This window comes from Rahnella sp. BIGb0236 (genome assembly GCF_004364755.1).
GTDB classification, from domain to species: Bacteria; Pseudomonadota; Gammaproteobacteria; order Enterobacterales; family Enterobacteriaceae; genus Rahnella; species Rahnella victoriana.
Genome location: NZ_SOAO01000002.1, coordinates 407,316 through 420,312, shown reverse-complemented (window position 1 = coordinate 420,312; position 12,997 = coordinate 407,316). Strand labels below are relative to the sequence as shown.

Here is a 12,997-nt window from a genome sequence, read left to right as displayed (position 1 = left end):
CTAAGTTTACCCCGCGCATTCAGGCTTGTGTAGCCGTGAGACTGAAACAACATTTTACGAGGAGAAAGGCATGTTGATCAGAGAAGGTATGGCGTCCGATGCGCCGGTTCTGGCGCAATTACTGGGCGATCTGGATTATCCCAATACGCCGGAAGCGATCGCGGAACGGGTGGTGAAAATGGCGGCAAACCCGGACAGCCGTCTGCTGGTCGCCGAAGCGGACGGGAAAGCCGTCGGGTTCATCTCGCTGCATTTTATTCCGCAGATCGCGCTGGCCGGAGAATTTTGTCGCATCAGCTATTTGTGTGTCAGCGACCTGTCGCGTGGCGGCGGTATCGGCCAGACATTGCTGGATGAAGCCGAACGTCTGGCGGCAGAACGTGGCTGCGACCGCATGGAAGTTCACAGCCATACCCGCCGCGTCCGCGCCCACCATTTTTATGCGCGGGCGCAGTACGAAGAATCCCCCAAATATCTGCTCAAAAAATGCTGAGTGATCAGGCATCCAGCGCCAGCACAATGGCGTCAGCGATCAGGTCAACCTGCTCCGGTTTTACCTGACTGGTACTGATACGGATAAACTGCCCCGGCCCGATGCGGCTGCGCTCGCCCGGCAGCACCGCAATACCGCGTGCTGCCATGGTCACCAGCGCGAACTGCTCTGAAGGCACCGGGATCCACATCGCCAGCCCGTCGCGTTCCGGGATAGTGACGCCACGGATACGCAGGGCATCGGACATGGCTTTACGGCGCTGTGCATACACGCTTTTGGCGTGCGCAATGCCTTCCTGCGTCTTTGGATCGTTGATCAGCCACGCCAGTGCCTCCTGCAAAATACGGCTCGACCAGCCCGCCCCGAAGTTACGGAATGATTTGATTTGTTTGATTAAATCCGTTGAACCCGAAATCACTGCCAGACGTAAATCCGGCCCGTAAGCTTTCGAATAGGAACGGACATGCACCGTGCGGTCCGGCAACCGGCTGCCCATACTGAGCGGGGCGTAACGCGACAACTGACCGATGCCGTCATCTTCAATAATCAGGGTATGACTTTGGCTGAGAATATCGGCCAGCGCAGCATAACGTTCTGCGCTGAGGGCATGGCCGCAATGCGAGTGCGTGCGCGGCTGAAAAATAAAGGCGGATGGATTTTTCAGCAGCGCCTGACTGAGGGATTCCGGCGTGGGGCCAAATTCGTCGCACTTCACCGGGATCACCTGCGCCCCCAGGTTATCCAGCATATCCAGCAGACGGGTGGCGGTCGGGTCTTCAATCGCCACCACCGAACCCTGCATCAGCAGGGTTTGCAGCGTCAGGTTCATGCCGTCAAATCCGCCGTCCGCACTCATAAACGCCGGGGCATCGTAAGGCCAGTCCTGTTTTGCCGCTGCCAGCAACGACGGGGCGATAGCCTCACGCTGATAGCTGTTCAGGTTATCCGCGCCGACACCGTGCAGCATGGCGTCGCGCAGGTCGGGCAGCAGCGCCGGATCGGGCGATGACAGCGCCAGATCGGCAATAATATGCTCGCCAAAATTACCGATTTTTTCAAAGCGGGCCGGGCGCGGCGACAGCATATCGCCACATACCCAGACGCCATTACGCCCGCGTCCGGCGATCACTTTCTGACGTCGCAACTGCCCCCAGGCGGCAGAAACCGTGGCCGGACTGACCCCGAGCGCCTGCGCCAGTTCACGCACCGCAGGCAGATGGGTACCAATCTCGATCACGCCGGATCGGATCATCGCCGCTGTTTCAATCGCAATTCCCCGCATGGAACGATCCTGTAACCGGTTGGCTAACCATTGCGCATCCAGCGTTTTTTCGAGGAGGTTTTCTGCCATTTTTTCGCCTTTTGTCCAGTAACAAAGATTCTATTGTACATATTAATTTATGCCATTAGTATCAAACTTAGCCAACGGAGGCGATAAAATAATCACATTGCCGTAAAGATGAGGGCCTTCGTGAAAGAAATGGGTGTGTTTTCAGGAAAATTTGTAAACGCACCGTTGTTTTTCTGCATATCAACCATGCTGACACTTAAGGGGAAAGATGTGACGATTACCATCAGGCTGGCAGTTCGTGACTGGGATTATTTTACGCCGCTGGCGTTAGGCGATCTTAAACCGGAAGGGTTTAATCTTGAGATAGACCGTGTGGGCACGCTGGTCGATAACCTTGGCACCAGCGACAAATACGATGCGGGTGAAGTCTCTTTCAGCCGTTATGCACAAGGGCGTGCGCGGGGCGAATCTGATCTGCTGGCGATACCGCATTTCCTGATGCGCGGCTTCCGTCAGCGTTGCATCATCACCCGCGAAGACAGCCCGCTGACCGAACTTTCTCAGCTGGCCGGTAAACGTATCGGCCTGACCGGCTGGCAGGATTCAGGCAATACCTGGACCCGCACGCTGCTGGCGCTGGAAGGTGTGGGCATCGAAGACGCTAACTGGTATGTCGGCCGCCTGACCGCATCGCATCCGATTGTCGATCGTCTGGCCGGTTTTGGCCGTGAAGGGCGTATCGAAGCGGTGCCGGAAGAGCGTCCGATGATGGAATTATTGCAGGAAGGCTGGCTGGACGCGGTATTTACGCCGTTTATGCCTGACGGTTTCTTTAAGCCGGATTCTGGTTTCCGTCAGTTCCAGCCGGATTTCCGCGCTGCTGAACTGGCCTATTTTAACCGCGTCGGTTACATCCCCGGCATTCACCTGCTGGCGATCAAACCGGCGCTGGCGGAAGAACATCCGTGGCTGCCGCAGGCGCTGAGCGACATCATCGATCGCTCTTATCAGATGTGGATGGACAAGCGCGCAAAATACGCCGACACCACGCCATGGTTGCTGGACGATCTGCGCCGCACGGTAGTGGATTTACCGGCGGACTGGAACGCAAACGGTTTCGCCGCCAATGAAAAGATGATCGACGATTTTGCGCAGGAATTGCATGCTCAGGGGCTGACGGCTAACCGACTGACGCCGCAGGAGTTGTTCCCGAACTTTGCTCAGTAACACTTAACCAATCGCGTTTCATACTCAGCGACAGGGGAGTAAAAATGAAAGTTGCATTAGGTCAGTTTGCCGTTTCCCGCGAATGGGAAGCGAACGTGGAAACCTGTCTTTCACTGATGGCGAAATCTCTGGAAGCGGGCGTGGATTTACTGGTGCTGCCGGAAGGTATTCTGGCACGCGATATCACCGATCCGGATCTGGTACTGAAAGCGGCGCAACCGCTGGATGGCCCGTTCGTCAGCCAGTTGCTGGCGGCCAGTCGCGGTAATCAGATGACCACCATGATGAGCGTGCATACGCCCGCTCCGCAAGGTCGTGCCTATAACGTCCTGATTTCAATCCGTAATGGCGAGATTATTTCTGAATATCAGAAGCTGCATCTTTACGATGCGTTTTCCTCGCAGGAATCAAAAAACGTCACCGCAGGGGACGACGTCCCGCCGCTGGTGAATGTTGCGGGCTTTAACGTCGGCCTGATGACTTGCTATGACGTCCGTTTCCCGGAACTGGCGCGCCGGCTGGTGCTCGACGGGGCCGACGTTCTGGTACTGCCCGCCGCGTGGGTGAAAGGCCCGCTGAAAGAAATGCATTGGGAAGTGCTGGTCACGGCACGCGCACTGGAAAACACCGCGTATATGGTGGCCGTGGGCGAATGTGGCGAGCGCAATATCGGCAACAGCATGGTGGTCGATCCACTGGGTGTGGCCATTGCCCGCGCAGCAGAAGCCCCGGCGCTGGTGTTTGCTGAGCTGGAGAAAGATCGTCTGGCGCATGCCAGAAAAGTGTTGCCGGTGCTGGCGAACCGCCGTTTTGGTTTGCCGCAACTGCGTCACGACTGAGCCTGTGTGCAGCCGGTCCTCAACGGCTGCCTTAACGCTCAGGCAGTACCGCGCCCTCACCAGGGAACGCGTGAACGATGAAAAAGAACTACCCGGAAATTCGCCACGGAAGGTACTCACTATAAAACCACAACATTCATAAACTCACAGACCGACTTTTTACACAGAGGAAATAAGAGAATGATGGCAAAACAACTTCGTCAGGCTGCTGTACTGACCGCTGCATTACTTTCCGTATCTTCCATAAACGCCTTTGCTGCTGAAAATGTGACGATCCCGACTCAGACGATGGATCCGGCGATCCACGCTAAATTACCTGCGGATATTCAGAAATCAGGTGTGATGACCTCTGTGAACAATGGCTCATTCCCTCCGTATGAAATCGTGACCGGTGCCAACGGTCTGGACGGGGCGAGTGCCGATCTGGCGCACGCGCTGGCGGAAGTCATGGGTGTCAAAATTGAGCATGCTTCTGTGAGCGGCTTGTCAGGCATTCTCAGCGGCATGGCTGCTGGACGCTATCAGATGGGCATCGGCCCGATTGGCGACTACCCTGATCGTCAGGCGAAAAATGATTTCATCGATTTCGTCAAAGAGTATGTGGTATTCGGTGTGCGTAAAGGTAACCCGGAAAAAATCAATTCTCTCGATGACACCTGCGGTAAACGCATTGCCGTGATGGCGGGCGGCTCGGCGGAGCAGGTGATCCGCAAGCAGTCTGAGGTGTGTGTCAAAGACGGCAAACCGGCGGTCACCGTGCAATCTTTCTCTGATCAGCCGACGTCGATTCTGGCCGTGCGTTCTAACCGTTCCGATGCGTTCTTCTCTTCTCAGGCCCCGCTGACGTACTTTGTGGAAAAAGCCAACGGCCAGCTGGAACTGACCGGCACCGGCAAATCCAACGGTTTTGGCGATATTTTCCAGGGCACGGTGGTCGCGAAAGATTCACCGGTACGTGATGCCATTCTTGCCGGTTATCAGAAACTGTTCGATAACGGCACGTACGCCATCATCATGAAAAAATGGGGGCTGGAAGGCAATATGATTTCTGCTCCGGGCATCAACCTGGCAAAGGCGCAGGCTAAATGACTGATAAAACGTATAGTTCAAAGCCGGCAGTCAAGGACGACTATACGCAGGATCCACGACGTAACGTTGAGTTTTCCCACGCACCGCGTCACTACGGCCGGTGGATTGCCTGGATAGTGGTGCTGCTGATTGCCGCCGATGTGATCTGGGCGGTGTCGCACAACGAGAATTTTGAATGGCACGTTGTCGCGCAGTGGTTTACGGAAGGGTCGGTGATCAAAGGTCTGGGCGTCACGCTCGGCCTGACCGTGGTGTCGATGTTGCTCGGCGTGTTCATCGGGCTGATGCTGGCTATCGCCCGGTTGTCTGACAGCATGTTGCTGCGCAGACTGGCGGGGCTGTATATCTGGTTCTTCCGCGGTACGCCGCTGCTGGTGCAGTTACTGTTCTGGTACAACATGTCGACGCTGTTCCCGCGTGTGGTATTGGGGATCCCGTTCGGCCCGGAATACATGAGCTGGAATACCAATGATCTGATCACGCCGCTGACGGCCGCGATTGCCGGTCTGGCACTGAATGAAGCGGCCTATATGGCGGAAATCATTCGTGCCGGTTTGCTGTCGGTGGATAACGGTCAGGCGGAAACCGCACAAGCCTTTGGCATGAGCAGGGGGCGCGCGTTACGCCGCATCATCATTCCGCAGGCCATGCGCTCGATCATTCCGCCGACCGGCAACCAGCTGATCAGCATGATTAAAGCCACGTCGCTGGTCAGTGTGATCGCCATGGGGGATTTGCTGTATTCCGTACAAACCGTCTATAACCGCACCTTTGAAGTGGTGCCGATGCTGATGGTGGCGGTGATCTGGTATCTGTTTATCACCTCCTTGCTCAACCTCGGTCAGTCCGCCATTGAGCGTTATTATTCCCGTGGCACGCGCCGGACGTTACCTAATGTCAAACGGCGTCAGAACACGACTGAAGATAAAGCGGTGCCGATCATTAATTCACCCGGCCTGGCCCGAAAGGAGGACTTATGAGTCAAATATCCGCTGACTCCGCCCAGACTTCTCTGGTGGTGGCCCGTAATGTGCACAAAAGTTATGGCGATAACGAGGTTTTAAAAGGTATCGATCTGGAGGTAAAACCCAGCGAGGTGGTGGTGATCCTCGGGCCGTCCGGCTCCGGTAAATCGACATTCCTGCGCTGCATTAACCATCTGGAAGATATCGATCGCGGCTCGATCATGGTCGGCGGTGAGCAGATCGGTTATGAGTTGCGTGGCGAACGGCTGCATAAATTGTCTGAACGGGCGATTGCGCGTCAGCGCCGCGATATCGGTATGGTGTTCCAGCAATTCAACCTTTATCCGCACATGACCGTGTTGCAGAACATCATTGAAGCCCCGGTGGGCGTCCACAAGGAAAGCCGTCAGGAAGCGGAAAAGTATGCCCGTGAACTGCTGCAAAAAGTGGGACTGAGCGATAAAGCCGATGCCTATCCGCGCCATCTTTCCGGCGGCCAGCAACAGCGTGTGGCTATCGCCCGCGCGCTGGCGGTGAAGCCTAAACTGATGTTGTTCGATGAGCCGACGTCGGCGCTCGATCCTGAACTGGTGGGCGAAGTGCTGGGCACCATGCGGGATCTGGCGCAGCAGGGGCTGACGATGATTGTTGTGACGCATGAGATTGGTTTTGCCAAAGAGGCGGCAGACCGCGTGGTGTTTATGGATCGCGGTGTGGTGGTCGAACAGGGCGCGGCGGATGAGGTGTTAGTCAATCCGCAGCATCCGAGAACCCAGGCATTTCTGAGCCGTTTTATCTGATCTGACGGCGGGCTGAAACCGGGAGGGCGGGGCGTTATCCCGCCAGTTCGACCCGGTTTCGCCCGTTTTTTTTCGCCTCATATAAGGCATGGTCGGCGGCATTCAGCCAGTGTGTCGGCGTTTCCTGCGCGTCATCGCATTCGGCAATACCTGCACTGATGTGGATCTGCAATTGCGGATGCTGCGGGAACAGGCTGTTTGCCAGACGGCTTTGCAGACGCTCCATCGCCCGCTTTGCCTGCAATTGGGTACTGTGCGGCAGGATCGCGGCAAATTCATCCCCGCCGAACCGCCCGATAATATCCGCCGTACGCATGGTTTGCTGTAACTCCTGCGCCAGCAAAATAATCGCCTGATCGCCGACGCTGTGGCCGTAGTTATCGTTAATCGCCTTGAAGTGATCGATGTCGATCAGGATCAGCGTCGTTTTGTGCCGGTAACGGCGGAAGCTTTCCAGCTCATTTTGCAGCAGAGATTCCCAGTGACGGCGGTTATACAAACCGGTCAGACCATCACGGACGCTGATTTGCATGATCGCCTGCTTATGTTCCGCCAGACGGCGCGATGTCCGGTAGGTGACGTTGCCGAGGAAAATCGGGTAAATCATGATCATCGGCAGACAAAGATACAGCTGGAACGGAGTGGTTTCCGGGCGGAAGGGAAGGTCAGCGAGGAATAAGACCGACAGCGCGACCGTGACCTGCGCGATGACGCAGCGGAAGAACAAAGTTTTGCCTCCGGCAGAGATATTGTTCATGCCCATCATGGCGAAAATGGTCGCCGAGGGCAGGGCGTTGAAGCCCATGACGGCAATCCACAGACCGCCGAAAATGGCATCCGCCTGCAGGTTGTGGATCTCACTTTTGAAAGGCGCGGATGAGCGTCTGGCTTTCCAGTACGCGATGTGCGGCCAGATGAATCCGTTGAGGAACAGCAGCAACCACAGCCAGCCCGGCGTCGTCTGTTCAATCATCACCGAACCGACACAGAAGCATCCTGTGCCCATTCCGACGATGCGGGGAAGATAAGTCCGTTTCGCGAAACGCAGTCCGGAATGATGAGTATCGTTAACCAGAGTCGTATGAAGCTTTTTCGGCATCGGTTCTCATTACAGGGTGTGTTAACCCGGGCTAGTAAATCTGGTCGAAATCAAATTTGACGCGGTTTTGCGGTAAATAAAGACAGAAGTCCTTTATGAGCGTGCTGTTCACGCTCATAATAGCTCACTCTGGTCACAATGCGCACAGTTCTGGATCCGTTCTGTTACATTTTCGGGTTGTATTAACGTCGCGAATGGCCGTTAATAACGGCAAATTGTCACTGCTGTTTTCCAGCACTCAGTGTAAAGAAGGTATGTATGGAAGGTCTAAGTATTACTAAATTGTTGGTGGTCGGCGTGCTGATCGTTCTGTTGTTCGGTACCAGCAAACTGCGTTCTCTGGGCGGCGACCTGGGCGCGGCACTGCGTGGCTTCAAGAAAGCCATGAATGATGACCCGGCGCCGGCTGAAAAAACCACAGCAGAAGAAAAACCTGCTGAGCGCGTAGAGCACAAAGACTGAGTCTTGCTTATTCGCTCACGTTTTCCGGGCATAAAAAAGGTTGTTCTTGCGAACAACCTTTTTTGTTTTGCGACGAAGTCGTAACGAGATATTACTTCACTTCCAGACCTTTGGCTTGCAGGTCGGCGTGGTAAGAAGAACGCACGAACGGACCGCAGGCAGCATGGGTAAAGCCCATTTCCATCGCCGCTTCTTTCATCTGGTCAAACTCTTCCGGGCTGACATAACGCTGCACCGGCAGGTGATGGCGGCTTGGCTGTAAGTACTGGCCGAGGGTCAGCATCGTCACGCCATGACGACGCAGGTCGCGCATCACTTCAATGATTTCTTCGTTGGTTTCACCCAGACCCACCATCAGACCGGATTTGGTCGGGATTTCCGGATGCGCTTCTTTGAAGCGTTGCAGCAAGGTCAGCGACCACTCGTAGTTAGCGCCCGGACGAACCTGACGGTAAACACGCGGCACGTTCTCCAGATTGTGGTTGAACACATCCGGCGGGCTGGCGTTCAGGATGTCCAGCGCACGATCCATACGGCCACGGAAATCCGGCACCAGCGTTTCGATTTTGATGGTCGGGTTTTTCGCGCGGATTGCCGTAATACAATCAGCAAAGTGCTGGGCACCGCCGTCGCGCAGATCATCGCGGTCAACCGAGGTGATCACCACATAACGCAGCCCCATATCCGAGATGGTCTGTGCCAGTTTTTCCGGCTCGTTGGTGTCGGGTGCGGTCGGGCGGCCATGTGCCACGTCGCAGAACGGGCAGCGACGGGTACAAATAGCGCCCAGGATCATGAAGGTCGCGGTGCCGTGGTTAAAGCATTCGGAAAGGTTAGGGCAGGCGGCTTCTTCACAAACGGAATGCAGGCCATTCTTGCGCAATGCGGATTTAATGCCCTGAATTTTCGTTGAGTCGGCAGGCAATTTGATTTTCATCCATGCCGGCTTACGTAACATTTCCTGCCGGTCACTGACCACGGTTTTCACCGGAATTAACGCCATCTTATCTGCATCGCGGTATTTAACGCCGCGTTCCATCTGAATCGGTTTACTCATAATCTTGCAGCTTCCAGGTTTGTCACTCGATAACCGAGTTTTTTCAGGACATTCAATGAACTGGCTGATTCATCAAAAAAAGTAGAAATAATGCGGAAATTATATCATTGAAGCATCCCTACGTTCAGCCCTTCGTCATGGCCGGATGTGCTAAATGCTGCAATTTTTTAACGTTAAATAAGAATAATTCTCGAAAAAACGACAAGTAACTGACGTTAGTTTATTGAAAATATTAGTTTTTATATCAGTTCAGGGTCACCCGACAGAGGGTGTTAATGGTGTGTAAATATTTTTTCGCAGCGGGCATTATTCCGCCGGAGGGATTTCCAGCGCCGCGAATGCCTGACTGATGGCGTCGATAATCATGCTGAGCGTCTTATCGCCGCTGACCATTTTGTTGTAATACATCATGATGTCGTATGACTGCGACGGCACTTCGCATTCGAGGATCTCAACGGGGAAAGTGTCTTTGAAGAGTTCGACCATTTTCCGGGGGAGGATCCCCAGCAAATCGGTGCCGGACACCATGGAAAGAATATTGATCCCGTTATAACTGGTGAAGGCGACAGGGCGCTCCGGCAGGGCTTCGCTGATCTCAAACTGCATGCGTCTGAGTTCGCTGGCATCGGTTATCAGCATGGTTTGTGGCGTGGTCAGCGCCTGTTCCACACTCAGGGTTTTACTCAGCGTCGGATGGTTTTTTCTGCACACAAAAACCGTGCTGTCCGACATCAGCCGGATGCCTTTAAGCGTGCTGTTGAACAGCGGCCCCGTGTCGATCACCAAATCCGCACGGTGCTGCACCAGCGTCTCTTCGGGATCCGTCAGCGGCAGATGTTTCAGCGAGTAGTTGATATTGATTTTTTCCAGGACTTTCAGGATCACCGGAAAAGTAATCAGTGCGGCGAAAGGGTAACAGCTGATGGTCAGAACGCGGGATTTATCATTGTCCTGAGAGAAATCCAGACCGGTGAGAATGGCATTCAGTCCCTGGCTGATATGCGTATGCAGATTGTTGGCATACGCCGTCGGGCTGATGCCCTGACCGTTGCGGATAAACAACGGGTCAGGAAAGGTATTGCGTAATTTCTGAATAGACTGACTGACCGACGATGGCGTCAGATTCAGTGCTTTCGCAGCATGCACAATGCCTTTGTGCAGATAGACCGCCTCGAAAACAGTCAGCAGATTCAGGTCGAGATTGCGAAGCTTGTTCAGACTGGCATTAATATCGTTATCATCCATAAAACATTCCTGTCAGTGTGAAGGGCTTTCCCGCTTACGCGTCAGCGCGTCAGAATCAACGTCATGGCGCGGAAGGGGCGTAATGTTCAAGCTGCCAGGGGAGATAATCAACCTGCTGGTAATCCAGACGATGGTTGAACGATTTCACCAGTACGGGCATCACCTGATCCACGGTCAGTCCCGGTTTTTCGCGGCTGGCTTGTGTCATTTCAAGACCGGCGTAACCACAGGGATTGATACGGTGGAAAGGCTCCAGATCCATATCAATATTCAGCGCCAGACCGTGCAGCGAGCAGCCTTTGCGGATGCGCAGCCCCAGCGAGCAAATCTTTTTACCGTCAACATAGACGCCCGGTGCATCGGCGCGCGGATAGGCATCAATGGAAAAATGGGCCAGCGTATCGACAACCGTTTGTTCGATAGCGGTCACTAACTGACGGACACCCAATTTCTTCCGCTTCAGGTCGACCATCACATACATCACCTGCTGGCCGGGACCATGATAAGTCACCTGACCGCCACGGTCGCTCTGGATCACCGGAATGTCACCGGGCATCAGTACGTGTTCGGCTTTACCCGCCTGACCCTGCGTGAAGACGCGCGGATGCTGAACCAGCCAGATTTCATCCAGCGAGTCGGCGTTGCGGTGTTCAGTGAAATGGTGCATCGCCAGAGAAACCGGCTCATAAGGTTGCAGGCCAAGCTGGCGCAGTACGATACGTTCTTGCGGATTTTGTGATTGCACGGCAGTTATCGTCATCAGGGGAGGGAGAAACGCGCGACAGGCTTGCTCTCGCGCGGGTCGGTCAGAAAGGGCTTACAGCACCATGCGGACAATTTCGATATTGCCCAGCTCATCGTACAGGGTTTCGACCTGATCGATGTGGGTGGCAGTGATCGTAATAGAAACGGAGTGGTAATTCCCTTTACTGCTCGGTTTTACCTGAGGATTGTAATCGCCAGGCGCATGGCGTTGCACGACTTCCACAACCTGGTCCACCAGCTCGGGTTGTGCCAGGCCCATTACTTTGTAGGTAAAGGTGCAAGGGAATTCGAGCAGTTCGTTCAGTTTGGTTTTCATGTGCACTCCAGCGTGTTGTACAGCGTATTTAGTGTAGTCTCTGAAAGTATAACTCCCGCCGAAGCGGGAGCCATAATCTATACCGATTATATGGGGATCGTTGCAAACTTTTTCAAGCAGGCAACTTAGCCAAACCAGTGGTGGAACATCAGCTTGATGTAATCCACGATGCGACCGAAGAAACCGCCTTCTTTCACTTCGTTCATGACCACCAGCGGACGCTCATCAATGGTTTTGCCATCAAGCTGGAAGTTGATTGAACCGACCACCTGATTTTTCTGCAACGGCGCATGCAGTTCCGGCGTGTTCAGCACATAACTGGCTTTCAGATCTTTCATGCGACCGCGTGGGATCGTCAGGTAAGCATCTTTCTCAACACCCAGGGCAACGCGGTCGGTATCGCCGAACCACACAGGTTCAGAGGCAAATTCTTTACCGGCTTTCAGCGGAGAAACGGTTTCGAAGAAACGGAAGCCCCAGGTCAGCAGTTTTTTACTTTCAACTTCACGGCCTTTGTAGGTATGACCGCCCATCACCGCAGAGATCAGACGCATCTGGCCTTCTGTCGCGGAAGCCACCAGGTTATAGCCCGCTGATTCCGTATGACCGGTTTTGATGCCGTCAACGCTCAGGCTGTTATCCCACAGCAAACCGTTACGGTTCATCTGGCGGATATTGTTGAAGGTGAATTCTTTTTCTTTGTAGGTGGCGTATTCGTCCGGTACATCACGGATCAATGCCTGACCGATCAGCGCCATATCGCGGGCTGAGCTGTACTGACCTTCTGCATCAAGGCCGTGAACGGTGCCGAAATGGGTATTTTTCAGGCCAAGGGCATTCACGTAATTGTTCATGATGGCAACGAAGGCATCCTGACTGCCGGCGACATGGTCAGCCATTGCCACACAGGCGTCGTTACCGGATTGCAGGATAATGCCGCGGTTCAGCTCAGAAACCGGGACGCGATCGCCAGGTTTGAGGAACATCAGGGAAGAGCCTTTGAACACCGGATTACCGGTTGCCCAGGCATCCTGACCGACGGTGACGATGTCTGTCGGTGAGATTTTTCCGGCTTTGATGGACTGACCAATGACATAACTGGTCATCATTTTGGTCAGGCTGGCCGGATCACGGCGTGCATCGGCATTCATTTCTGCCAGAACTTTGCCGGAGTTGTAGTCGATCAGGATATAGGCTTCAGCATCAATCTGCGGAACGCCCGGGATCATTGTTTTTAAATTAACATCGTCGGCATAGGCGGACGCTGCACTAAAAGTGATGACGGTGCCAAATGCGAGGCTTTTGACTAAACGTGAAGTATTTACAAGTTTCATGATCGGGACAACAAC

14 protein-coding genes are annotated in these 12,997 nt (G+C 54.3%); 7 read left to right on the top strand and 7 right to left on the bottom strand.

Features of this window, described 5'->3' with window-relative positions:
- Window positions 1-70: 70 nt before the first annotated feature.
- Entirely contained in the window at window positions 71-493 is a 423-nt protein-coding gene (locus EDF78_RS05470) for a GNAT family N-acetyltransferase (RefSeq protein WP_095925078.1), read from the top strand.
- A gap of 4 nt (window positions 494-497) precedes the next feature.
- Here EDF78_RS05470 and EDF78_RS05465 read toward each other — a convergent pair whose 3' ends face one another.
- Complete coding sequence (locus tag EDF78_RS05465; RefSeq protein ID WP_133822700.1) at window positions 498-1,844, bottom strand: aminotransferase class I/II-fold pyridoxal phosphate-dependent enzyme; 1,347 nt, start codon at window positions 1,842-1,844, stop codon at window positions 498-500.
- A gap of 210 nt (window positions 1,845-2,054) precedes the next feature.
- Between EDF78_RS05465 and EDF78_RS05460 the strand changes: the two genes are divergently transcribed.
- The 5 genes from EDF78_RS05460 (at window position 2,055) to EDF78_RS05440 (ending at window position 6,704) form a co-directional block, all read left to right on the top strand.
- Window positions 2,055-3,011 carry a nitrate ABC transporter substrate-binding protein gene (locus tag EDF78_RS05460; protein WP_095925298.1) on the top strand — a complete coding sequence of 319 codons (957 nt, stop codon included), beginning with the start codon at window positions 2,055-2,057 and terminating at the stop codon, window positions 3,009-3,011.
- Window positions 3,012-3,055: 44 nt separating this feature from the next.
- Entirely contained in the window at window positions 3,056-3,850 is a 795-nt protein-coding gene (locus tag EDF78_RS05455) for a deaminated glutathione amidase (protein ID WP_095925080.1), read from the top strand.
- Between the two features lie 180 nt (window positions 3,851-4,030).
- The gene (locus EDF78_RS05450; RefSeq protein WP_095921140.1) at window positions 4,031-4,939 is read left to right on the top strand and encodes an ABC transporter substrate-binding protein; all 909 of its coding nucleotides are present in this window, start codon (window positions 4,031-4,033) and stop codon (window positions 4,937-4,939) included.
- Entirely contained in the window at window positions 4,936-5,919 is a 984-nt protein-coding gene (locus EDF78_RS05445) for an amino acid ABC transporter permease (protein ID WP_119826655.1), read from the top strand. The genes EDF78_RS05450 and EDF78_RS05445 overlap by 4 nt, the downstream gene beginning before the upstream one ends.
- Entirely contained in the window at window positions 5,916-6,704 is a 789-nt protein-coding gene (locus EDF78_RS05440; protein ID WP_095921142.1) for an amino acid ABC transporter ATP-binding protein, read from the top strand. The genes EDF78_RS05445 and EDF78_RS05440 overlap by 4 nt, the downstream gene beginning before the upstream one ends.
- A gap of 34 nt (window positions 6,705-6,738) precedes the next feature.
- On the opposite strand, the gene EDF78_RS05435 is transcribed toward EDF78_RS05440, so the two are convergent.
- On the bottom strand, window positions 6,739-7,803 hold the full coding sequence (locus EDF78_RS05435) for a diguanylate cyclase (RefSeq protein ID WP_119826653.1): 1,065 nt from the start codon (window positions 7,801-7,803) through the stop codon (window positions 6,739-6,741).
- Window positions 7,804-8,061: 258 nt separating this feature from the next.
- Between EDF78_RS05435 and tatE the strand changes: the two genes are divergently transcribed.
- The gene (gene tatE / locus EDF78_RS05430; protein ID WP_095921144.1) at window positions 8,062-8,265 is read left to right on the top strand and encodes a twin-arginine translocase subunit TatE; all 204 of its coding nucleotides are present in this window, start codon (window positions 8,062-8,064) and stop codon (window positions 8,263-8,265) included.
- 91 nt (window positions 8,266-8,356) lie between these two features.
- Here tatE and lipA read toward each other — a convergent pair whose 3' ends face one another.
- The 5 genes from lipA to dacA all read right to left on the bottom strand — a co-directional run bounded on the left by lipA (window position 8,357) and on the right by dacA (window position 12,982).
- Window positions 8,357-9,322 carry a lipoyl synthase gene (lipA, locus tag EDF78_RS05425; protein ID WP_095921145.1) on the bottom strand — a complete coding sequence of 322 codons (966 nt, stop codon included), beginning with the start codon at window positions 9,320-9,322 and terminating at the stop codon, window positions 8,357-8,359.
- Window positions 9,323-9,628: 306 nt separating this feature from the next.
- Entirely contained in the window at window positions 9,629-10,567 is a 939-nt protein-coding gene (locus EDF78_RS05420) for a YbeF family transcriptional regulator (RefSeq protein WP_095921146.1), read from the bottom strand.
- 61 nt (window positions 10,568-10,628) lie between these two features.
- Entirely contained in the window at window positions 10,629-11,327 is a 699-nt protein-coding gene (gene lipB, locus EDF78_RS05415; protein WP_095921147.1) for a lipoyl(octanoyl) transferase LipB, read from the bottom strand.
- 57 nt (window positions 11,328-11,384) lie between these two features.
- Window positions 11,385-11,648, bottom strand: a complete 264-nt coding sequence (ybeD, locus tag EDF78_RS05410) for a DUF493 family protein YbeD (RefSeq protein WP_095921148.1) — start codon at window positions 11,646-11,648, stop codon at window positions 11,385-11,387.
- 125 nt (window positions 11,649-11,773) lie between these two features.
- On the bottom strand, window positions 11,774-12,982 hold the full coding sequence (gene dacA / locus EDF78_RS05405) for a D-alanyl-D-alanine carboxypeptidase DacA (protein ID WP_095921149.1): 1,209 nt from the start codon (window positions 12,980-12,982) through the stop codon (window positions 11,774-11,776).
- Window positions 12,983-12,997 lie beyond the last annotated feature (15 nt).